Annotated in this window: 21 protein-coding genes; 15 read left to right on the forward strand and 6 right to left on the reverse strand. The window is 72.9% G+C overall.

Annotation, left to right across the window (positions count from 1 at the left end; all coding sequences use genetic code 11):
* Positions 1-29: 29 nt before the first annotated feature.
* Complete coding sequence (gene def, locus ACMA1D_RS32335; protein ID WP_414727536.1) at positions 30-590, reverse strand: peptide deformylase; 561 nt, start codon at positions 588-590, stop codon at positions 30-32.
* A gap of 211 nt (positions 591-801) precedes the next feature.
* Here def and ACMA1D_RS32340 point away from each other — a divergent pair, with 211 nt between their 5' ends.
* The 6 genes from ACMA1D_RS32340 (at position 802) to ACMA1D_RS32365 (ending at position 6,577) form a co-directional block, all read left to right on the forward strand.
* Positions 802-2,040 carry a MurT ligase domain-containing protein gene (locus ACMA1D_RS32340; RefSeq protein ID WP_349994898.1) on the forward strand — a complete coding sequence of 413 codons (1,239 nt, stop codon included), beginning with the start codon at positions 802-804 and terminating at the stop codon, positions 2,038-2,040.
* Between the two features lie 109 nt (positions 2,041-2,149).
* The gene (locus ACMA1D_RS32345; RefSeq protein WP_414727537.1) at positions 2,150-2,878 is read left to right on the forward strand and encodes a type 1 glutamine amidotransferase; all 729 of its coding nucleotides are present in this window, start codon (positions 2,150-2,152) and stop codon (positions 2,876-2,878) included.
* A gap of 104 nt (positions 2,879-2,982) precedes the next feature.
* The gene (locus tag ACMA1D_RS32350; protein ID WP_414727538.1) at positions 2,983-4,008 is read left to right on the forward strand and encodes a 6-phosphofructokinase; all 1,026 of its coding nucleotides are present in this window, start codon (positions 2,983-2,985) and stop codon (positions 4,006-4,008) included.
* A gap of 148 nt (positions 4,009-4,156) precedes the next feature.
* Positions 4,157-5,134: a cytochrome c oxidase assembly protein gene (locus tag ACMA1D_RS32355; RefSeq protein ID WP_414727539.1), complete on the forward strand. Its 978-nt coding sequence runs from the start codon at positions 4,157-4,159 to the stop codon at positions 5,132-5,134.
* A gap of 75 nt (positions 5,135-5,209) precedes the next feature.
* Entirely contained in the window at positions 5,210-5,368 is a 159-nt protein-coding gene (locus tag ACMA1D_RS32360) for a hypothetical protein (protein ID WP_414727540.1), read from the forward strand.
* Between the two features lie 282 nt (positions 5,369-5,650).
* Complete coding sequence (locus ACMA1D_RS32365) at positions 5,651-6,577, forward strand: TIGR02452 family protein (protein ID WP_414727541.1); 927 nt, start codon at positions 5,651-5,653, stop codon at positions 6,575-6,577.
* A gap of 172 nt (positions 6,578-6,749) precedes the next feature.
* Here ACMA1D_RS32365 and ACMA1D_RS32370 read toward each other — a convergent pair whose 3' ends face one another.
* Entirely contained in the window at positions 6,750-8,405 is a 1,656-nt protein-coding gene (locus ACMA1D_RS32370) for an alpha/beta hydrolase (RefSeq protein WP_414727542.1), read from the reverse strand.
* A gap of 689 nt (positions 8,406-9,094) precedes the next feature.
* On the opposite strand from ACMA1D_RS32370, the gene ACMA1D_RS32375 reads away from it, so the two are divergent.
* Positions 9,095-10,036, forward strand: a complete 942-nt coding sequence (locus tag ACMA1D_RS32375; RefSeq protein WP_414727588.1) for a M28 family metallopeptidase — start codon at positions 9,095-9,097, stop codon at positions 10,034-10,036.
* Positions 10,037-10,138: 102 nt separating this feature from the next.
* Here the strand turns inward: ACMA1D_RS32375 and ACMA1D_RS32380 are convergent, their stop codons facing one another.
* On the reverse strand, positions 10,139-10,441 hold the full coding sequence (locus ACMA1D_RS32380; RefSeq protein ID WP_349994409.1) for a type II toxin-antitoxin system Phd/YefM family antitoxin: 303 nt from the start codon (positions 10,439-10,441) through the stop codon (positions 10,139-10,141).
* A gap of 98 nt (positions 10,442-10,539) precedes the next feature.
* Between ACMA1D_RS32380 and ACMA1D_RS32385 the strand changes: the two genes are divergently transcribed.
* The 4 genes from ACMA1D_RS32385 (at position 10,540) to ACMA1D_RS32400 (ending at position 13,985) form a co-directional block, all read left to right on the forward strand.
* A complete protein-coding gene (locus ACMA1D_RS32385; RefSeq protein ID WP_414727543.1) occupies positions 10,540-11,175 on the forward strand; it encodes an ATP-dependent Clp protease proteolytic subunit in 636 nt (211 codons plus the stop codon).
* A 6-nt stretch (positions 11,176-11,181) separates the two neighbouring features.
* A complete protein-coding gene (locus tag ACMA1D_RS32390) occupies positions 11,182-11,490 on the forward strand; it encodes a hypothetical protein (protein WP_414727544.1) in 309 nt (102 codons plus the stop codon).
* 476 nt (positions 11,491-11,966) lie between these two features.
* Complete coding sequence (locus tag ACMA1D_RS32395; protein ID WP_414727545.1) at positions 11,967-12,452, forward strand: C40 family peptidase; 486 nt, start codon at positions 11,967-11,969, stop codon at positions 12,450-12,452.
* 552 nt (positions 12,453-13,004) lie between these two features.
* A complete protein-coding gene (locus ACMA1D_RS32400; RefSeq protein ID WP_414727589.1) occupies positions 13,005-13,985 on the forward strand; it encodes an arsenic resistance protein in 981 nt (326 codons plus the stop codon).
* 154 nt (positions 13,986-14,139) lie between these two features.
* Here ACMA1D_RS32400 and ACMA1D_RS32405 read toward each other — a convergent pair whose 3' ends face one another.
* Positions 14,140-15,309, reverse strand: coding sequence for an 8-amino-7-oxononanoate synthase (locus ACMA1D_RS32405; RefSeq protein WP_414727546.1), 1,170 nt, complete (start codon positions 15,307-15,309; stop codon positions 14,140-14,142).
* Positions 15,310-15,455: 146 nt separating this feature from the next.
* Between ACMA1D_RS32405 and bioB the strand changes: the two genes are divergently transcribed.
* From bioB to bioD, 3 genes are all read left to right on the forward strand, one after another.
* Positions 15,456-16,733: a biotin synthase BioB gene (bioB, locus tag ACMA1D_RS32410; RefSeq protein ID WP_414727547.1), complete on the forward strand. Its 1,278-nt coding sequence runs from the start codon at positions 15,456-15,458 to the stop codon at positions 16,731-16,733.
* On the forward strand, positions 16,726-18,045 hold the full coding sequence (locus tag ACMA1D_RS32415) for an adenosylmethionine--8-amino-7-oxononanoate transaminase (RefSeq protein WP_414727548.1): 1,320 nt from the start codon (positions 16,726-16,728) through the stop codon (positions 18,043-18,045). Before bioB ends, ACMA1D_RS32415 begins: the two co-directional genes overlap by 8 nt.
* 104 nt (positions 18,046-18,149) lie before the next feature.
* The gene (gene bioD / locus ACMA1D_RS32420; RefSeq protein ID WP_414727549.1) at positions 18,150-18,872 is read left to right on the forward strand and encodes a dethiobiotin synthase; all 723 of its coding nucleotides are present in this window, start codon (positions 18,150-18,152) and stop codon (positions 18,870-18,872) included.
* A 76-nt stretch (positions 18,873-18,948) separates the two neighbouring features.
* Here bioD and ACMA1D_RS32425 read toward each other — a convergent pair whose 3' ends face one another.
* Both ACMA1D_RS32425 and ACMA1D_RS32430 read right to left on the reverse strand, forming a co-directional pair.
* Positions 18,949-19,725, reverse strand: a complete 777-nt coding sequence (locus ACMA1D_RS32425; protein ID WP_414727550.1) for a glycosyltransferase family 2 protein — start codon at positions 19,723-19,725, stop codon at positions 18,949-18,951.
* Positions 19,726-19,913: 188 nt separating this feature from the next.
* A complete protein-coding gene (locus tag ACMA1D_RS32430) occupies positions 19,914-20,852 on the reverse strand; it encodes an oxidoreductase (protein WP_414727551.1) in 939 nt (312 codons plus the stop codon).
* A gap of 80 nt (positions 20,853-20,932) precedes the next feature.
* Between ACMA1D_RS32430 and ACMA1D_RS32435 the strand changes: the two genes are divergently transcribed.
* Positions 20,933-21,559 carry a TetR family transcriptional regulator gene (locus ACMA1D_RS32435; protein ID WP_414727552.1) on the forward strand — a complete coding sequence of 209 codons (627 nt, stop codon included), beginning with the start codon at positions 20,933-20,935 and terminating at the stop codon, positions 21,557-21,559.
* Positions 21,560-21,761 lie beyond the last annotated feature (202 nt).

Here is a 21,761-nt window from a genome sequence, read left to right on the forward strand (position 1 = left end):
CAACCGGTCCCGCGGCCGACCCCGGCCGCCTAGTCCGCCAGGCGCTCCCGCTCGCCGGCCCACGGCGCGCGGGCGGCGGCGCGCAGCGCCTTGCGTTGGCGACGCCCGGCCAGTCGGTCGGTGAACAGCTTGCCATCCAGGTGGTCGCACTCGTGCAGCAGGCAGCGAGCGAAGAAGCCGCTGCCCTCGACGCGCAGCGGCGTACCGTCCGCGCGCACGCCCTCCACGACCGCGAGGTCGAAGCGGGGCGTGCCGGCCTCGATGCCCGGCAGCGAGAGGCAGCCCTCGGGGCCGCGGATGACGAGCCCGTCGGCGCTCACCACCCGCGGGTTGACGAGGTGTCCGAGATGGCGGCGGTCCTCGTCGTCGGGGCAGTCGAAGACGAACACCCGCAGCGGCACGCCGATCTGATTGGCCGCGAGCCCGACGCCGGCCGCGGCGTACATCGTCGCGTACATGTCCTCGATGAGCCGGGCCAGCTCCGGCCCGAACTCCGTCACCTCGGCGCACGGCGCCGCGAGGCCGGGATCGCCCAGCAGCCGCAGCGGCCGTACCCGCCCCGAGCTGCCGGGGATCGCGCCAGTTCGCATGGGCACCAGGGTACGGTCCGCGTCCGCCGGCACGGCCGTGGCCGGTGGAAGCGGAGCACGTGTGCAGGTGGCGCGGTTCGGGCCAGCGTCCGGATCTCGATAGGCTGAACCCCGACCGAAGCCTCCCGGCTGGCGATTCGGCATCAAGGGGGCGTTTGACCGGCAGCCCCGGGGGCGGGCAGCGAGCCGGACGCAAGGAGGAGCAAGGACGATGGCAGGCAACACGGAGCCGCTGCCGCCGCGGGCCAAGCTGGCCGTGACGGCGGGCAGGGCAGCAGCGGCGGTGTCACGGGTGGCCGGACGCGGCAGCGGATCGGTGATCGGCGGGAAGGTTTCCCTCCGGCTCGACCCGGATCTGCTGGCCCGGCTCGCGCGGCATCTGGACGTGGTCCTCGTCTCCGCGACGAACGGCAAGACCACCACCACCCGACTGATCGCCGAGGCGCTGCGCGCCAGCGGCCCGGTCGTCTCCAACGCCCTGGGCGCCAACATGCCCGCCGGCATCACCTCCGCCCTGGCCGGCGGTTCGGACGCCCGGTACGGCGTGATCGAGGTGGACGAGAAGTACCTGGCGGGCGTCGCCCGGGACACCACGCCCAAGGCCATAGCGCTACTGAACCTCTCCCGCGACCAGCTCGACCGGGCCGCCGAGACCCGGATGCTGGCCGAGAAGTGGCGGGAGGGCCTGGCCGGTACGAAGGCCACGGTCATCGCCAACGCGGACGACCCGCTGATCGTCTGGGCCGCCTCGTCGAGCCCGAACGTGGTGTGGGTGGCGGCCGGCCAGGAGTGGAAGGACGACGCCTGGTCCTGCCCGTCCTGCGGCGGCGTGCTGCAACGCCCGGGCGACGACTGGGGCTGCGCCGACTGCGGCTTCCGGCGCCCGCGCCCCACCTGGGCGCTGAGCGGCGACTACGTACTGGACCCGCAGGGCTCGGCCTGGCCGATCCACCTCCAGCTCCCGGGCCGGGCGAACAAGGCGAACGCGGCCACCTCGGCCGCCGTGGCCGCCACCTTCGGGGTACCGCCGCAGGTCGCGCTGGAGCGGATGTACGCGGTGCAGGCGGTCGCCGGCCGCTACGACGTGGTCACCTTCCTCGACCGGCAGCTCAGGTTGCTGCTGGCGAAGAACCCGGCCGGCTGGCTTGAGACGTTCTCGCTCATCGACCCGCCGCCGACGCCGGTGATCCTCTCGGTCAACGCGCGCGGCGCGGACGGCACCGACACCTCGTGGCTGTGGGACGTGGACTACACCCGGCTCGCCGGCCACCCGATCATGGTGATCGGCGACCGGAAGCTGGACCTGGCGGTCCGGCTCGAAGTCGCCGGGCTCGACTTCCGGGTCTGCGAGAGCGCGGACGAGGCGGTCCAGATGGCCCCGCCCGGCCGGATCGAGGTCATCGCCAACTACACCGCCTTCCAGGACCTGCGCCGCCGCGTCGGCAACTAGCCCCGCCCGCGCCGAACCGTCCGGCCCCGCGCAGCACGCCGGGGCCGGACCGCCGCGGCGGGCGACGCCGCACCGCAACCGAACCGCTGAAGCACGAAGGATGCCGAGGATGAGCCAGAACAGCCTGCGCCTGGTGTGGGTCTACCCTGACCTGCTGAGCACGTACGGAGACCAGGGCAACGCGCTGGTCGTCGAGCGCCGGGCGCGCCAGCGCCGGCTGAACGTGTCGCGCGTCGACGTCCGCTCCGACCAGCAGATCCCCACCTCAGGTGACATCTACCTGATCGGTGGCGGCGAGGACCGGCCGCAGCGACTGGCCGCCGAGCGGCTGCGCCGGGACGGCGGTCTGAACCGGGCCGTGTCCAACGGCGCCATCGTCTTCTCGGTCTGCGCCGGCTACCAGATCCTCGGCCACGAGTTCATCAACGACCTCGGCCAGCGCGAGCAGGGCCTCGGCCTGCTGGACGTGATCAGCACCCGCGGCGAGGGCGAGCGGTGCGTGGGCGACGTGGTCGGCGACATCGACGAGCGGCTCGGGCTGCCGGCGCTGACCGGCTTCGAGAACCACCAGGGCGTCACGCACCTGGGCCCCACCGCGCGCGCCTTCGCCCGGGTGCGGCTCGGCAAGGGCAACGGCACCGGTGACGGCACCGAGGGCGCCTGGAACGACACCGTGTTCGGTACGTACATGCACGGCCCGGTGCTGGCCCGTAACCCGCAGATCGCGGACCTGCTGCTGAAGCTGGCGCTGGACGTCAACGCGCTGCCCCCGGTGGACGACCGGTGGTACGAGGCGCTGCGCAACGAACGGATGGCGGCGGCCACCCAGACCGCATGACGGACACCCGCCCCTGCGCGACGCCGTCCGCTTGTAGGCTGGCGTTGATCCAACCGGACGACGGGGTCCGGTCGTCCGGTTGAGTTGCAGAGGTATCACGGACCATGCGTATTGGTGTGCTCACTTCCGGCGGTGACTGCCCCGGTCTCAACGCCGTCATTCGGTCGATCGTCCATCGAGCGGTCGTCGACCACGGCGACGAGGTCGTGGGGTTCCACGACGGCTGGCGGGGCCTTCTCGAATGTGACTACCGCAAGCTCGACCTCGATGCCGTCGGGGGCATCCTGGCCCTCGGCGGCACCATCCTCGGCTCCTCCCGGGTGCGCCCCGAGCACCTGCGCGACGGGGTGGAGCGGGCCCGCGGCCACGTCGCCGAGATGGGGCTCGACGCGATCATCCCGATCGGCGGCGAGGGCACCCTCAAGGCGGCCCGGCTGCTCTCGGACGCCGGGCTGCCGATCGTCGGCGTCCCCAAGACCATCGACAACGACATCTCCGCGACCGATGTGACCTTCGGTTTCGACACCGCGGTCGGCGTCGCGACCGAGGCGCTCGACCGGCTCAAGACGACCGCCGAATCGCACCAGCGGGTGCTGATCGTCGAGGTCATGGGGCGGCACACCGGCTGGATCGCGCTGCACTCGGGCATGGCCGCCGGCGCCCACGCCATCGTCGTGCCCGAGCGGCCCTTCGACATCGGCGAGCTGACCACGGTGGTGGGGCAGCGCTTCCAGGCGGGCAAGAAGTTCGCGATCGTGGTGGTCGCCGAGGGCGCCAAGCCGCGTGAGGGCTCGATGGAGTTCGACGCCGGCGGCAAGGACGTCTACGGCCACGAGCGGTTCGCCGGCGTTGCCAGGCAACTCTCCATCGAGCTTGAGGAGCGGCTGGGCAAAGAGGCGCGCCCGGTCATCCTCGGCCATGTGCAGCGCGGTGGCACGCCCACCGCCTACGACCGGGTGCTGGCCACCCGGTTCGGCTGGCACGCGGTGGAGGCCGCGCACCGCGGTGACTTCGGCATGATGACGGCGCTGCGTGGCACCGACATCGTCCTGACCCCGCTGGCCGACGCGGTGGAGACGCTGAAGACGGTGCCGGTGGAGCGGTACGCGGAGGCGGAGTGCGTGCTGTGAGCCTGCGGTGAGCTGAGCCGCGCCCGCTCCACCCGCGTGGAGCCGTCCGCTCCGCCCTGCTGGCCCGTCGACCGCCCCCGGCCCCTCTTGCGGCCGGGGGCGGTTCTACTCTGGTGCGAGCGTTTGCGGCGATATGAGGAGAGAGCGGATGGATCACGGCGGGCACGGCATGGACATGAATCTGCCGCCGTTCACCCTGGCGCGCGGATTGGAGTTCAGTGGCGAGCCGTTCTTCCTGATCGGTTGTGTCCTGGGGCTGGCCCTGTACGGGTGGGGCGCGATGCGCCTGCACCGGCGCGGGGACGGCTGGCCGGTGATGCGCACCGTGTCCTTCGTGGTGGGCGTGCTCACCGTGGCGCTGGTGATGTGCACCAAGCTCAACGACTACGGCATGGTCATGTTCAGCGTGCACATGGTGCAGCACATGGTGATCAGCATGCTCTCGCCGATCCTCCTGCTGCTCGGGGCGCCGGTGACGCTGGCGCTGCGGGCGCTGCCGGCCGGCCGGGCCAGGTCCGGGCGCGGCGGCCCCGGCCCGCGCGAGGTGCTGGTCGCGCTGCTGCACAGCCGGTACGTGCGGATCATCACCCATCCGGCCTTCACCATCCCGCTGTTCATCGCGAGCCTGTACGCGCTGTACTTCACGCCGCTGTTCGACTTCCTCATGGAGAGCAAGCCGGGCCACATCGCGATGATGGTGCACTTCCTCGCGGTGGGACTGGTCTTCTTCTGGCCGATCATGGGCGTGGACCCGGGCCCGCACCGGCCCGGCTACGTGATGCGGATGCTGGAGCTGTTCGCCGGCATGCCCTTCCACGCGTTCTTCGGCATCGCCCTGATGATGGCGTCCGAGCCGATGATCGGCACGTACAAGAACCCGCCGGATTCGCTGGGCATCGACGCGCTGTCGGACCAGAACGCGGCCGGCGGCATCGCCTGGGCGTTCAGTGAGATCCCCTCCGTGCTGGTGCTGATCGCGCTGGTCTTCCAGTGGTACCGCTCCGAGCAGCGCGCCGGGCGGCGGGCCGACCGGGTGGCCGATCGGGACGGCGACAAGGAGCTGAACGCCTACAACGCGTACCTGGCGTCGTTGCAGGCCAAGAGCCGGGAGCCGGCCGAGCGCTAGCGCAGGTGGCCCGGCCCGGGTGACGATGGGGCCGTGGCCTGGGCGACCGCCCGGGCCGCCGAGGAGGTTGCGGGGATGCCCGGATCTGCGAAGGCGATGGCCGTGTTCACCGTGGGTGGTCTGGTGATGGTGACCGCCTACTCCGTCACGTTGGGCAATAACGGCTGGCTGTGGTTCGGCTGGGTCGTGCTGGGTCTGCTGACCGTGGGTGTGGTGGCCGCACGCGGCACCTGAGTCCGGTGGGGTCCGCCCGGCCCCGCCGCTCCCGCGCCCGTCGCACCGCTCCCCGCTGCGGCGCACCGCCCCCGTGCGGTGCGCCGCAGCGGCGTGTTCGGGCCGTACGAACCCGTCCTGAACCGCATCGGTCCGGTCCGTACCCGAAGCGGCGGTGTGCGGGCGGCCTCCGCCGAACAATCCTGTGGCGTGGCCCCGCCCGCCCTCCGTAGCCTCACACCTGATCATCGGGACGCCGGTCCGAGCGGGCCGGCGTCCCTTCGCACGGAACGGGGGCACGGGATGAGTGCACGGCTGCGGGGCATCGCCAAGGAGACCGAGGAGATCGTGGCCGCCGGTGGGTACACCTCGCCGACCGGGCGGTCGGTGCGGCTGGCCGAGTGGCTTGCGGTGGCCGTCGAGGGAACGCGGTTGTACGGGCCGGGGCCGGTCGCGGCGGCGAGCCCGGCGGGTACGGGCGGCGGGGCGGCGGGCCCGACCCGGTTCGAGGTGACGGCCGAGGGGAGCCTCGCCGCGGCCCGCCGGCTGAGCGAGGACGCCGCCGCGCCGGGCCGGGACGCCGACGGCGCCCCGCACCAGGCGGCCGGGGCCGACCCGGGGGTCGCAGTGCTCAACTTCTCCTCGGCCCGCAACCCGGGCGGCGGCTACCTGAACGGTGCGCAGGCCCAGGAGGAGGCGGTGTGCCGGGGCAGTGCGCTGTACACGTGCCTGCGACGGGTGCCGGAGTTCTACGCCGCGCACCGCGCGGACCGCAGCCCGTTCTACACCGACCGGGTGATCTACTCCCCCGCGGTGCCGGTCTTCCGCGAGGAGGACGGCGTGCTGTTGGAGCGGCCCTTCCGCGCGGCGTTCCTGACCTCGGCCGCGCCCAACGCCGGGGTCATCGCCCAGCGTGACCCGGCCGCCGTGGCCGAGGTCCCCGCCGCACTGGCGTCCCGCGCGGAGCGGGTCCTTGAGGTGGCCGCCGCGCACGGGCACCGGCGGCTGGTGCTGGGGGCCTGGGGCTGTGGGGTGTTCCGCAACGACCCGGCGCAGGTGGCCGGCGCGTTCCGGGACCTGTTGACCGGGGACGGACGGTTCGCCGGTCACTTCACGCACGTGGTGTTCGCGGTGCTCGACCGGCGGGCGGAGTCGCCGACTCGGGGGGCGTTCAGCAAGGCGTTCCGGCCGGCGACCGAGGCGGCGGGGGCGGCCACCGGGCCTAGGTGAACGGGCCGCCGACGGGGACGGCCCGGACCTCCGCGGGGGCGACGCGAGGAGCGGTGCGGCGCGCGAGCGGTGCGGCGGAAGCGGTGCGGGGAGGCCACCGGCTCTTCGCCGGTGACCTCCCCGCGGGGTTCACTGCCGGGGCCGGGTGATCACCCGGCCCCGCTTAAGGCCGTCAGGGCCGCAGTTCGGCGGCGGCCAGGGTGCTCTTAGCCTTGGCCGCGGCGAGCTTCTTGGGCTCGGGCGTGGCGTGCGGGCCGCAGACCACGTCCTTGGCGTCGACCGTGCCGTTCAGGAGGTAGGCGTCAACCCGCTGGTTGATGCACGGGTTCAGCTCGGTGGTGACACCGTGCGAGCCGGCACCGTTCTCGGTGATCAGGCGCGAGCCCTTGAGCCGCTTGTGCAGCTCCACGGCGCCCTCGTACGGGGTGGCCGCGTCACGGGTGCTCTGGACGATCAGCACCGGCGGCAGGCCGCGGTGCGACTTGACGTTGACGGGCCGGTACTGCGGGCCCTCCCAGGTCGCGCACGGCAGGTTCATCCAGGCGTTGGACCAGGTCAGGAACGGGTGGTCGCGGTGCAGCCGGGAGTTGTCCCGGTCCCACTTGCGCCAGCTCGTCGGCCACTTGGCGTCCGCGCACTCGACGGCCGTGTAGACCGCGTTGCCGTTCTCGGAGGAGATGTTGCCCTTGATGTCCGACAGGTCGGGACCGGCGTTCTCGATCAGCGGCTTGGCGTCACCGGCGAGGTAGGTGCTCCACACGGAGGCCACCGTGGTCCACATCGAGTCGTAGTACGGCGCGTTCTGGAAGAAGCCGAGCAGCTCGGCGGGGCCGACGACGCCGCCGATCGGGTTCTTCTTGGCGGTGGCGCGCAGCTTCTCCCACTGCTGCTGGACCTTGGCCGGAGTGTCGCCGATGTGGTAGACGGAGTCGTAGCGGGCGACCCACTTCTTCCAGTCGTTCCAGCGGGTCTCGAAGGCCACGTCCTGGTCCAGGTTGGCCTGGTACCAGATCTTCTCCTGCGAGGGGTTGACCACGCTGTCCACCAGCAGCCGGCGCACGTGCTGCGGGAAGAGCGTCGCGTACACGCCACCCAGGTAGGTGCCGTAGGAGACGCCGATGTAGTTCAGCTTCTTCTCGCCGAGCGCGGCCCGGATGACGTCCAGGTCACGGGCGGTGTTCGGGGTCGTCATGTGCGGCAGCATGTCGCCGCTGCGCTCGGCGCAGCCCTGCGCGTACTCGCGGGCCAGCTTGCGCTGGGCACGCTTGTCGGCCTCGCTGTCGGGCACCGGGTCGAGCTTGGGCGCCTTGACGAACTCCTGCGGGTCGACGCAGGAGATGGGTGCGGAGCGGCCGACGCCGCGGGGGTCGAAGCCGACGAAGTCGTAGGCCCGGGCGGTCTTCTGCCACAGCGGGGCCTTGGTGGTGACGCGGCGCGGGAAGCGCAGACCGGAGCCGCCGGGGCCACCGGGGTTGTAGACCAGCGCGCCCTGGCGCTCGTCGGCGGTGCCGGTGTTGCCCACGCGGTCGACCGCGATCTTGATGGTGCGCCCGTTCGGCCTGGCGTAGTCGAGCGGGACGGTGACGTAGCCGCACTGGATCGGCTTCTCCAGGCCCCAGTCGGCCGGACAGTCCTTCCAGTCGATGCCCGCCTTGGCGGCGCGCGCGGCGGCGATCTTGACGCCGACGGCGGCGCGCTGCTCCTTGGAGGGACCGGGGTGGTGACCGTGTCGGTCACCGGCGTTGGCCGCCGGGCTGGCCAGGGTTCCGGCAATCAGCACGCCGGTCAGCACGGTGCCCGCCGCACCGAATATCGCAGTTCTTTTCACGTAGGCACTCCCCCTAATTGGGTCGCCTTCACACAATGGTGAGGGTGGTCAGGAGGATCTTTACGTCTCCTTCACCCACCGGAACAGGTCACACAAGTGTTCTTTACCAAGACGTGAACTGCATGGTGGACTGGCGCAGACGGCGTACCCCCGCGGCAGCCGCACGCCCCGGCCGGGGCCGCACGGGCAGGGGCAGTGGGCGGAGGCACTGCCCCGCTCGGGCACGTCCGGCCGGACGGCCGCCGGGCAGGGCGGAGTTGGCGGGGCGGCCCGGGCGCGGACGACGGGCCCCGCCCCGGGTTGCGCCGGACGGGTGACCGGTCTCGGCCGTGCCGGCGTCCGCCCGGCGGCCCGCGTTCGGCGTAGCCCGCACGGCGCGGCACGCAGGTGCCGCCGCCCGCGTCCCACAGCGCTCGCGCGCCGCCGCCCCTACCACGCACCACGCGTGCGCCACAGCCCCTACCGCCCCCTACGGCGCGCACGCCTGCGCCGCCGCGACCGGGCCGTACGGAAGGGGTCGGGGCCGGGCGAGGGGGCCGGGGCCCGGCCGGTCGCCCCGACACGCCCGGAAGGCGCGCCCGGGCCCCGCTCTTGACGATGTACAGCAAAACATCAATCCTCGTCTCCGCATCACCTGCTCCGCACCACCCCCCCACATCCGTATCGGAGCCCACGTGTATCGACCGACGATGCTGCGCCGCAGCACGCTCGCCACTGCCACCTGCACCGCGCTCGCCGCCGCCCTGCTCAGCGGGGCCACCGGAGCGCAGGCGACCTCGGCCCCCACCCGGGTCGCCGCTCCCGACATCGATGTCTCCGCCGTCAAGGGCCACCTCTCCTCCCTCCAGTCCATAGCCGACGACAACGGCGGCAACCGTGCGCACGGCCAGCCCGGCTACCGGGCGTCCGTGGAGTACGTCAAGGGCAAGCTGGACGCGGCCGGATTCACCACCTCGCTCCAGGAGTTCGACTTCAACGGCTCCACCGGTTACAACCTCATCGCCGACTGGCCCACGGGCGGGAGCGACCAGGTGGTCATGGCCGGCGCCCACCTCGACTCGGTCGGCCGCGGCGCCGGCATCAATGACAACGGCTCGGGCTCGGCCGGCATCCTGGAGGTGGCGCTCGCCGTCGCCAAGGCCGACCTCAAGCCCACCAAGCACCTCAGGTTCGCCTGGTGGGGCGCGGAGGAGCACGGCATGGTCGGCTCCACGCACTACGTCGACGCGCTCGGCTCCGGCGAACTGTCGAAGATCGACTCGTATCTGAACTTCGACATGATCGGCTCGCCCAACCCCGGCTACTTCGTCTACGACGACGACCCGGAGGTGGAGCGGGTGTTCAAGGACTGGTACGCGGCCAAGGGCATCGCCACCGAGCGGGAGACCGAGGGCGACGGCCGGTCCGACCACGCGCCGTTCAAGGACCGGGGCGTGCCGGTCGGCGGCCTGTTCAGCGGCGCCGAGACCACCAAGAGCCCGCAGCAGGCGGCGAAGTGGGGCGGCACGCCGGGCGCGCCCTTCGACCCGTGCTACCACTCCGCGTGCGACACGACCAAGAACCTCGACGACACCGCACTGGACAACAACAGCGACGCCATCGCCCACGCACTGTGGGAGTTGAGTTCCTGACCCCGCTCCCCGCCCGCCGCCGCGCACGGCCGGCGGCGGGTGCGGGACGGGGCGCGCGGACAGCGCAGGAGGGCCGCCCGGCAACCGCCGGGCGGCCCTTCGTCATTCCCCCCGTCCCGGCCGCCGCCCGTCGCCGTCCGGGCCGCGGTGTTCGGCGGCGATGCCGAAGCGGCGTCGTTCGCCCGCAGCGGACGTCCCCGGGCGCAGCGTGGAGACCGTGCTGATCACCTGCTCCTCGGCCGCCGGCTCGGGCTCTTCGAGTCGTTGCAGGTCAGCGGCGGATACCAGGGCTACGAGCGGCTTGCCGTGGCGTGTGACGACCACCCGCTCACCGCCGTACACCACACGGTTGATCAGATCCGCGAGCTCTGCCCGGGCTTGCGTCACCGGAATCTCGTAGGCCATGCTCCCCATTCTAACGGGATGTACGTCCTGTACATTTTTTACGTATGGGTCGCCCGTGCCGCCATCCCCCAGCACGCCCGCACGCCGAGAGGTGCCCGATGGAACGACCCACCGCCCGCTACGTCCTGCCCGAGTTCACCGAGCGCACCAGCACCGGCGTGCGCACCCTGGACCCGTACTCCAAGCTGCTGGAACAGCGCATCGTCTTCCTCGGCACCCCGATCGACGACACCTCGGCCAACGACGTGATGGCCCAGTTCATGCACCTGGAACACACCGCGCCCGACCAGGACATCTCGCTCTACATCAACTCCCCCGGCGGCTCGTTCACCTCGATGACCGCCATCTACGACACGATGCGCTTCGTCACCTGCGACATCGAGACGGTGTGCCTGGGGCAGGCCGCGTCGGCCGCCGCCGTGCTGCTGGCCGCGGGGACGCCGGGCAAGCGTCTCGCGCTGCCCGGGGCACGGGTGCTGATCCACCAGCCGTCGCTGCACGAGCCGGTCCGCGGCGAGACCTCCGACCTCCAGGTGCAGGCCGAGGAGATCCTGCGCACCCGGGACCTGTTGGAGCGGATGCTGGCCGAGCACACCGGCCAGCCCGTCGAGCGGGTGCGCAACGACATCGAGCGCGACAAGATCTTCGACGCCCAGGGCGCACTGGAGTACGGGATCGTGGACCGACTGACCCGCAGCCGCAAGCGCACCGCCGTTCCGCTCGGCCTGCGGTGACCCGCGGTGCTACCACCTCCGCTGCCACCGCTGCCCGCGCTGACCCGCGCCGAGGCGGACTTCGTCGACGGCTACCTGGCGGTCGTGGACCTGCTGGGCCGGATCAACCCGGTCCACGGCCATGACACCTACGGCGCACTGCGGGCCGCCCAGGCCCTGGCATCCCGGGCCGACGCGCTGCGGGACGCGCTGGCGCTGATGCACGAGCGGGGCGAGAGCACCGTGCACGCCGCCACGTTGGCCCGGGCGCTGCGGGTGCTGGACGGCGAGCGGCGCACGGCGCGCGTCATGGTGCCGCCGGAGCCCACGCCCTGATCGACGGCGAGGCCGCCACCGGAGGCACACCACCGTGCCCCACTTGGGCTCCCCCGTTCGGCCCAGCACACGGGGCCGCCGCCCGCCGCCCCGAGTTGCGCGGCGCCCGCACCTCGGGTCCGTACCGGCCAGCACCGGTCCCGGCCTGCGCCCCGCTCCGCGCCCCGGTCCGCGCGCCGGGGGCGGGGTGCGGCCGGCTCTGTCGGCATGACGAAGCACCACAATGGCGCATATGTGACGAGGTTCACATAGCGTCGTTTCGGCTCGGAATCGTCCATGCCGTGCGTGACGATCTGGGACGACAAGCCCCCGCCGACAGCGACGGGGCGGCCCGGGCGGGCGCCTGATCCCGCCACCGCGCCGGGCACCTGGTCGACGGTTACGCTCCGGCGGGAGTGGAGGTAGACCCGGGCCGCCCCGGCGGGCCGGGCCCCGCAACTCCGGCTCCTCCACCGGCGGCTGGCGAAGGGTTGCGCATGACTACGCGCACAGGAGTCACCGTCCCGCCCCTGTTCTCCCGGATCGGCACCGCCTCGGCGCTGACCGCCGCCGCGGTCGGTACGAGCCTGTTGGCACCGTGGACGCCGTCGGCCGAAGCTGCCTCAACCGGGGTGAAGGCCCTGCACGTCGCGGCCTCCAAGAAGGGCTCCCCGTACAAGTGGGGCGCCACCGGACCCCACCGCTTCGACTGTTCGGGGCTGACCCAGTACGCGTTCAAGCGGGCGGGCAAGAAACTGCCGCGCACCGCCGCCGCGCAGTACAACAAGGTCAGACGCGTCCCCACCACCACCCGCACCCGCGGCGACCTGGTCTTCTTCCGGTCCGGACGGTCCGCGAAGTCCGTCTACCACGTGGGCATCTACGCCGGTCACGGCCGCATCTGGCACGCGCCCAAGACCGGCACCGTGGTGCGCCTGGAACGCATCTGGAGCAAGCGCGTCAGCTACGGGCGGGTCCACTAGCCGTACGGCGGGCGAGTCCACCGGCCGCGGGGCACCGGCCGCGCGGCGGGTGCCACTACCGCGTGCTGGTAACGATCGACGGCGGCCGGCGAGCTGGTCTCCCCGTTCGAGACGGACACCATCGTGGCGCTGTCCCGGGGCCCTCTGGTGGCCACCCACTACGGCCTGTACGACACGGTCTCCGGCATCAGCATGACCCTGGGCAACCTGACCCCGGGGTGCCCTGTGGGACGCCGCCCACCCGGGCGCGACCTGGCTGGAGCGTGCTGGCGGCCACCGGGACCGGCTGCGCCGCGCCCGTGGCGGCCCTCTCCTCCCACCTTCCCGCCCTTGCTCGTACACCCTCCTGCCCCTTGTCGCCCCTTTGTTCCGCTTGCTCCGCGCCGCGTACGAGCGTGCCCGCGTGGCGTGGCGGTCGCGGCCTCGCGCCGGCGCGTACCGGCTGACCTGCGTGCTTGGGCAACGGTTTACCGTCTACTCGTGGGCGGACAGGCCCATCACCCGCATGGAGGAGTCCGCCCGTTGCCTGCGTCATCCGCACTGGTCGATGCCATGGAACGGCATCAGATCGCCCTCTACTTGGGCGCGCTGGCCGCCGGTGCGGCGGTCGGTTGGGCCGCGCCCGGGGCCGGGCCCGCGCTGGAGCACGCCATCAACCCCCTCCTGGCGGCGCTGTTGTACGTGACCTTCCTCCAGGTGCCGGCCGCGCACCTGGTGCGGTCGCTGCGGGAGGGCAGGTTCCTGGCGGCCGTGCTGGTGCTCAACTTCGTCCTGGTGCCGCTCGTGGTGGCCGTGCTGTTCGTCCTCCTCCCCGGTGGCCGGGCCGTCCGCATGGGGTTCTTGCTGGTGCTGCTCGCGCCGTGCATCGACTACGTGATCGTCTTCAGCGGTCTGGCCGGCGGCAGCAACCAACGGCTGTTGGCGGCCAGTCCGCTCCTGCTGCTGGTGCAGATGGTGCTGCTGCCCGGATACCTGTTCCTGTTCCTGGGCTCGGAGTTGGCCGATGCCGTGGAGGTCGGCCCGTTCGTCGAGGCGTTCTGCGTGCTGATCGTCATCCCGCTCGCGCTGGCCTGGCTCACGCAGGGGTGGGCCGCCCGGCGGGAGGCGGGGCGCCGGACGGTGGACCGGGCGAACGCGCTGATGGTGCCGTTGATGTGCGCCACCCTGGCGGTCGTGGTCGGCTCCCAGTTGCCCAAGCTGGACGACCACCTGGGCGACGTGGCCCGGGTGGTCCCGCTGTACGCGGTCTTCCTGGTGGCAATGGCCTTCGTCGGCCTCGCCGTCACCCGCGCGTTCGGCCTGGACGTGCCCGCCGGGCGGGCCGTCGTCTTCTCCGGCGCGACCCGCAACTCCCTGGTCGTGCTGCCGCTGGCGCTGGCCCTGCCCGAGGATCTGACCCTCGCGGCGACCGTGGTGGTCACCCAGACCCTGGTCGAACTGGTCGGCATGGTGGTCTACGTACGGGCCGTGCCTCGGCTGTTGCCCACTCCGCAGCCGGTGCCGGGGCCGCACCGGCCGGCGGGCACCGGCTGAACCTGCCGGCTCTGCGCCACCGAGGGGCGGGCGGCGGCTACCGGCGGCGGGCCACCGGCGACCCGCGCCCGGCACCGCCTGGCCCCCTGCCGTAGGTCGTCTGGCTCAGGCCCACCCGGCTCACGCCGTCCGGCCCCGCGCGCAGCCGCCCCGCTCAGGCCGTCGCCGCGAGGGTGGCGATCACCGTGCCCACCTGTTCGTCGGTGAGGTCGGCGCGGGCCGTCAGTCGCAGGCGGGAGACGCCGTCGGGGACCGAGGGCGGCCGGAAGCAGCCGACCACCAGACCCGCGTCGCGGCAGCGCGCGGCCCAGGCCAGCGCGCGGTCGGGCGACGGGGCACGGACCGAGACCACGGCGGCGTCAGGTCGCACCGCCGCGAGCCCTTCGGCCGCCAGGCCCGTATGCAGCGCGCGGGCCACGGCGCGGACCCGCTCGGCGCGCTCGGGCTCGGCGCGCAGCAGCCGCAGGGCGGCCAGTGCGGCGCCGGCGGCGGCCGGGTTGAGCCCGGTGTCGAAGATGAAGGTGCGGGCCGCGTTGACGAGGTGTTCGATGACGCGGGCCGGGCCGAGGACCGCGCCGCCCTGGGCGCCGAGCGACTTGGAGAGGGTGACGGTGGCGACCACGTCGGGCGCGCCCGCCACGTCCGCGGTGTGCGGGGAGCCCTGCCCGGCCTGGCCTATGACGCCGAGGCCGTGCGCGTCGTCGATGAGCAGGCCGGCCCCGCGGCGGCGGCAGACGGTGGCGAGTGCGGGCAGCGGCGCGGCGTCCCCGTCGACGGAGAACAGCGCGTCGGTGACGACCAGCTTCGACGCGTGGGCTCCCGGCTCCTGGTCCAGGAGTTTGTCGACCGCCTCCGGGTCGGCGTGCGGCGCGATGCGGGTGTCGGCCCGGGAGAGCCGGCAGCCGTCGATGAGCGAGGCGTGGTTGTCGGCGTCGGAGACGATGAGCGAGGCACGGGAGGTGAGTGCGGTGACGGCCGCGAGGTTGGCCGCGTAACCGGACGAGAACACCAGGGCCGCCTCGAAGCCGCAGAAGGCGGCCAACTCCGCTTCCAGTTCGGCGTGCAGTTCGGTCGTCCCGGTGACCAGGCGCGACCCGGTGGAACCGGCCCCCCAGCGGCGGGCCGCGTCCGCCGCCGCCGCCGTGACCTGCGGGTGTCGGGCCAGGCCGAGGTAGTCGTTGCTGGCCAGGTCGAGCAGGGGCGAGGTCGCCGGGCGCGGGCGCAGGGTGCGTACGAGACCGGCTCGCTCGCGCTGTGCGCGCTGCGCGTCGAGCCAGTCGAACGCGGCGCCTCCGGCTGCGGTGGGGCGGACGTGTTCAGGCATGGGCCATCCCTGGGTTCTGTGGGGTTAGCAAAGAACGTATCCGGCCGTGCCCGGAGGCAGGGTGTGGTGATCCACACACCTCCAACCGACGTCGTTGTGCGTTCTCTCCTTGGACGCGGGCGGTGCCATGAGACAGGATCAGCGCCATGGATCTGCTGAAGACGCTGGTGGACAAGGGGTTGCGGCGCGAGCTGCCGACCCGGGACGAGGCGCTGGCCGTACTGACCACCTCCGATGACGAACTGCTGGACGTGGTGGCCGCGGCCGGTCGGGTGCGCCGTGCCTGGTTCGGGCGTCGGGTGAAGCTCAACTACCTGGTCAACCTCAAGTCGGGACTGTGCCCCGAGGACTGCTCGTACTGCTCACAGCGGCTCGGGTCGAAGGCCGAGATCCTCAAGTACACCTGGCTCAAGCCCGATGAGGCGTCGCAGGCCGCGGCGGCCGGGGTGGCCGGCGGTGCCAAGCGGGTGTGTCTGGTCGCCAGTGGCCGCGGCCCCACCGACCGGGACGTGGACCGGGTGTCCCAGACCATCGCCGCCATCAAGGAGCAGAACGAGGGCGTCGAGGTCTGCGCCTGCCTCGGGTTGCTCTCGGACGGGCAGGCGGAGCGGCTGCGGGCGGCCGGCGCCGACGCGTACAACCACAACCTGAACACCTCCGAGGCCACGTACGGCGAGATCACCTCCACGCACACCTACGCGGACCGGGTGGAGACCGTGCAGCAGGCGCAGGGGGCGGGGCTCTCGGCCTGTTCCGGGCTGATCGCCGGCATGGGTGAGAGCGACGCCGACCTGGTGGACGTGGTCTTCTCGCTGCGCGAGCTCGACCCGGACTCGGTGCCGGTCAACTTCCTCATCCCGTTCGAGGGGACGCCGCTGGCCAAGGAGTGGAACCTCACCCCGCAGCGCTGCCTGCGCATCCTGGCGATGGTGCGGTTCGTCTGCCCCGACGTGGAGGTCCGGCTGGCCGGTGGGCGCGAGGTGCACCTGCGGACGATGCAGCCGCTCGCGCTGCACCTGGTCAACTCCATCTTCCTCGGCGACTACCTGACCAGTGAGGGCCAGGCGGGCAAGGACGACCTGGCGATGATCGCCGACGCCGGGTTCGAGGTGGAGGGCGCGGGGACGACCACGCTCCCGCAGCACCGGGCCGACGCGCTGGCCGCCGCGGGGTGCGGCTCGCACGCCGAAGCGGGAGCCGGCGCCGGTGGTTGCGGGGGGCACACCGGCGGTGGCTGCGGGCCGTGCGGCGAGGGCGCGGCACCGGCCGAAGCGGCGACCGAAGCAGCGACCGAGCCCGCTGCCGCGACCGTCGCCGCAGCGGGAGGACCGGCCGACGGCACGGACGCCGCGGGCCCCTCGCGCCCCGATCTGGTCGCGGTGCGCCGCCGCGGCGCGGGCACGGACCTGCCGCCCAATGCCTGAGCCGATGAGCCCCGCACGGCTGCTTGAGCTCGATCGGCAGCACGTGTGGCACCCGTACGGTCCGATGCCGGGCCGGCAGCGCCCGCTCCTGGTGGAGTCGGCGGCCGGAGTCAGGCTGCGGCTCGCCGAGCCGGCCGAGGGGGTCAGCGAGCTGGTCGACGGGATGTCCTCGTGGTGGTCGGCCATCCACGGCTACAACCACCCGGTGCTGAACGAGGCCGCCCACGCCCAACTGGGGCGGATGAGCCACGTCATGTTCGGCGGGCTGACCCACGAGCCGGCCATCCGGCTGGCGACCAAGCTGGTGGAGATCACCCCCGAGCCGCTCCAGCACGTCTTCCTGGCCGACTCCGGTTCGGTGTCGGTCGAGGTCGCCATCAAGATGTGCCTCCAGTACTGGCGCTCGGTCGGCAAGCCGGCCAAGCAACGGCTGTTGACCTGGCGCGGCGGCTACCACGGCGACACCTGGCAGCCGATGTCGGTGTGCGACCCGGACGGCGGGATGCACAGCATGTGGCAGGGGGTCCTGCAACAGCAGGTCTTCGCCGAGCAGCCGCCCGCCGGCTTCGACGCCGAGCCCGACCCGGCGTACGTACGGGAGTTGGGCGAGCTGATCGCCCGGCACGCCCACGAGTTGGCGGCGGTCATCGTGGAGCCCGTGGTGCAGAACGCGGGCGGCATGCGCTTCCACTCGCCCGGCTACCTGCGGGCGCTGCGGCGGGCCTGTGACGAGCACGGGGTGTTGCTGGTCTTCGACGAGATCGCCACCGGCTTCGGCCGCACCGGCGCGCTGTTCGCGGCCGAGCACGCCGATGTCGCCCCCGACGTGCTGTGCGTGGGCAAGGCGATCACCAGCGGCTACCTCACCCTGGCCGCCGCCCTGTGCACCAGCGAGGTGGCGCGCGGCATATCCGAGGGCGAGTTGCCGGTACTGGCCCACGGCCCCACCTTCATGGGCAACCCGCTGGCCACCGCCGTCGCCTGCGCCAACATCGACCTGTTGCTGTCCTACGACTGGCAGGGCGAGGTGAAGCGGATCGAGGCGGGGCTGCGGGACGGGCTCAGCGCTGCGGCCCCGCTGCCCGGCGTGGCGTCGGTGCGGGTGCTCGGCGCGATCGGCGCGATCCAGTTGGAGCGCCCGCTGGACGAGGCTCGGATGGCTGCGGCCTCGCGGGCGGCGATCCGCAACGGCGTGTGGCTGCGGCCGTTCCGCGACCTCATCTACACGATGCCGCCGTACATCACCGGCGACGACGACCTGGCCCGCATCACGTCGGCGATGGTCGCCGCCGCCCGCGCCAGCGAGAGCTGACCCGCTCCGGGGGGGGGGGGGGGGGGGGGGGGGGGGGGGGGGGGGGGGGCGCCCCCACCACCGGAACCCCTGCACGAGACCCGAGACACCTTGAGGACACCACGATGAGCACCGTGATCGTCACCGGTACGGACACGGAGATCGGCAAGACCGTGACGACGGCAGCGGTGGCGGCCGTCGCCCTGGCGCAGGGCCGCCGGGTGGCCGTCCTCAAACCGGCGCAGACCGGCGTCGCCCCGGACGAGCCCGGCGACGTGGCCGAGGTGCGCCGGCTGGCCGGCGACGCGGTGACCGGCAGCGAACTGGCCCGCTTCCCCGACCCGCTGGCCCCGGCCACTGCGGCACGTCGAGCGGGGCGCGCCCCGGTGCGCCCGCGCGAGGTGGAACGGGCGGCCCGGGCCCTGGCCACCACGCACGACCTGGTCCTGATCGAGGGCGCCGGCGGCCTGCTCGTACGGTTCGACGAGGCCGGTTCCACACTGGCGGACGTGGCCCAACTGCTGGACGCCCCGGTGCTGGTGGTGGCCCGGGCGGGACTGGGCACGCTGAACGCCGCGGCCCTGACCGCGGAGGCGCTGCGCACCCGCGGCCTGAGGTGCCTGGGCATCGTGTTCGGCAGCTTCCCGCCCGAACCCGACCTGGCCACCCGCTGCAACCTGGCCGACATGCCCGAGGTCACGGACGCGCCCCTGATCGGCGCCATTCCCGAGGGGGCCGGCGCGCTGCCCCCGGCGCGCTTCCGGTCGGCGGCGGCCGACTGGCTGGCCCCGGCACTGGCCGGCACGTGGGACGCGACGGCCTTCGCGGGCTCTCTGCACGAGGGGTGAGGGACGGGGGTTGCGACGGTTCGAAGCCTGGAACGCCGAACCGTCGCACGGCCCGCGCCCCCGGTCACGTCCTCCGTCAGATGCGCGAGTTGCGCAGCGACTGCCACACCGCGCCGGCCAGGGCCCGCGTCGCCCGCGGGCCCGACAGGTGCTCGTGTTCGCGGTACAGGGCCCAGTTGTACTTCACGAGGGACAGCTTGTTGGAGGACAGCGACCCCGGCCGCTGGGCGCGGTACACCGCCAGGGGCTCGTCGAGGCCCCTCGCGTCGGCGCCGTCCCGCATGATCGACAGCCACAGGGCGTAGTCCTGGCGCTTGCGCATCTCGGGCATCAGCCTCGTGCCGAGGACCTTGCGGTCGTACATGGCCGTGAGGGCACCGATGTGGTCGCGGACCAGCATCGCGCGGTAGTCCACGTGTTCCCGCGCCACGCGGATCACCCGGCCGTTCGGCACCCAGTCGGTGCTTTCGCCGTCGTGGTCGGCGTCCATCTTGAAGTACGAGGTGAACGTCAGGGGCGCGGTGCCCTCGGCGGCGAACGCGAGCTGCTTCTCGGTCTTCTCCGGGAGCCACATGTCGTCGCTGTCCAGGAAGGCGATGTAGTCGCCGCGGGCCCGTTCCATCGCGAGGTTGCGGGCCCGGCCCGCGCCACCGCGCTCGGGTGCCGACTCCGGCAGCACGCGCTCGTCCTGCTCGGCGAACTCACGCAGCAGGTCCATGGAGCCATCGGCCGACTGGTCGTCGGTGACCAGCAGCTCCACGTCGCTATGGGTCTGGGTGAGCACCGATCGGACGGCCGCACCGAGGGTGGTTGCCGAGTTGTACACGGGCATCACGACGGACACCAAGGGCACAGCGCTTCTCCTTGCCAGATCAGATACGAAGGTCCATTCAAGCACCGTGATCGGGTAGGAGTCGCCACCCCGGTGGTCGTCGCTGGTCAGGGCCGTGCGGGAGGCCCGTGGGGCGTCCGCGCCGCCGGGGCGGAGCACCCCATCACCTGCGGGTACGGCGTGCGCGCGTACCGCGTCCGGTGCGGGCGTCAGCCGGTGGCCGCGGGCAGTCCGTACCGCACGTCCGTCAGCTCTTCGGACCGTTCCCACAGGCGGCGGCCGGTCTCCGGGTCGAGGGACGCGGCCGACGGGGTGACCGTGGTGGGCGCTCCGCGCAGTTCGGCCGGTCCTGCCGGGCCGATGAACTGGCCGCCCGTCGCCTCGGGCGCGGTCGCCGCGTAGAGCTGCGGCAGTGCGCCCCGCTCGGGGCGCTGGGCGAGGAGCGGGTTGCCGATGCCGCCGAGCAGCACCCGCCACAGCCGGACCGCGGACCGGGTCTGGAGGTTGGTCGCGGTGTAGCCCGGGTGGGCCAGCACGCTGCGCACCGGGCTGCCTGCCGCCGTCAGCCTGCGGTGCAGTTCCTGCCCGAAGACCGCGTTGGCGAACTTCGACTGGTTGTAGAACGCCATCGGCGCGTAGCCGCGCTCGCCGGTGAGGTCGTCGAAGCGCAGATGTCCCTTGTGGTGGTTGATGGAGCTCACGGTGACCACCCGGGGGTCGGTTCCCGCGCCGAGCAGGTCGAGCAGGAGGCCGGTCAGCGCGAAGTGGCCGAGGTGGTTGCAGGCGAACTGCACCTCGTGGCCCTGCGGGCTGAGGGTCCTGGGTGGCGCCATGACGCCGGCGTTGTTGATGAGGACGTCGACGCGCTGGTGGTCGGCGCGCAGTCGGTCGGCGAACGCGTGGACCGATGCCAGGTCGGCGAGGTCGACGGTGCGCACCTCAAGGCTGGCCGCGGGCAGTTCGGCGGTGAGGTCGGCGACCGCCCGGCGGCCCTTCGCCGCGTCGCGCACGGCGAGTACGACGTGGCCGCCACGGCGGGCCAACGCCCGGGTCGTGGCCAGCCCGAGGCCGCTGTTGGCTCCGGTGACGACGAAGACGCGGGCGCTCTGGTCGGGGATCTCTTCGGCGGTCCAGTGCTGCTGCTTCATGCGGCACACACTGCCTTTGGTGTCACCAGGTGTCAAGCTGTCACCCGGTGACACGCGAGGCGCGGAGTTACCATGTGCGGGTGAATCCCCGCCCGGACGTGACCTTGGCCCAGCGCAAGCGACAGCTCGTCGCGGACGAGTTGACCGAGGCAGCGATGCGGCTGCTGGTGCGAGACGGCTTCGACGCGGTCACCATCGACGAGATCGCGACCGCCGCCGGCGTGTCCAAGCGGACCTTCTTCCGGTACTTCGCGTCGAAGGAAGACGTGGTGGTCCAGTTCCTCGCGGACATGGGCGACGACATCCGCACCGCACTCGCCGCCCGCCCCGCCGCCGAGCCGCCGTCGGTGGCCCTGCTGCACGCCGTGCGGGTTCCCCTCGCCGCCTGCGGCGATCACGTCGACCGGGCGCTGAGCGTGGTGCGGCTGATCCTGCACACCCCGGCCCTGCTCGCCCGCTTCCTGGAGCGCCAGGCGCAGTGGCGCGACGGGCTGACGGCGGAGCTCGCCGACCGGACGGGCCTGGACCCGGAGGTGGAGCTGTATCCGCGGATGGCCGCGGGGATGGCGCTGACCGCCTTCGACGCCGTCCTGCACCGCTGGTGCGCCAGCGACGGCCACGACGATCCCACCGAACTCATCGACCGCGCCTTCGCGGTCATCGCCCCGGCCCTGGATCCGGCGCCACCGCCGCCGTCCGGCGGCTGACGACCCGCCGCGGGCCCTGCTCGACCGCCCACAGGTCGCGTACGGGGAGAGCTGCGGCCCCGGGCGCGCAAGGCCGCGAGGACGGGTGGACCCGGCGCACTCGGGACAGACGAACGCCGGGCAGACGGACGCCGGGCGGCGACCCGGGTGCAAGACCCCGGTCGCCGCCCGGCGTTCCCCCTCCGACCAGGTCGGCGGGGTG

The sequence above is a fragment of the Streptomyces sp. 796.1 genome (genome assembly GCF_047525675.1).
GTDB lineage: Bacteria > Actinomycetota > Actinomycetes > Streptomycetales > Streptomycetaceae > Streptomyces.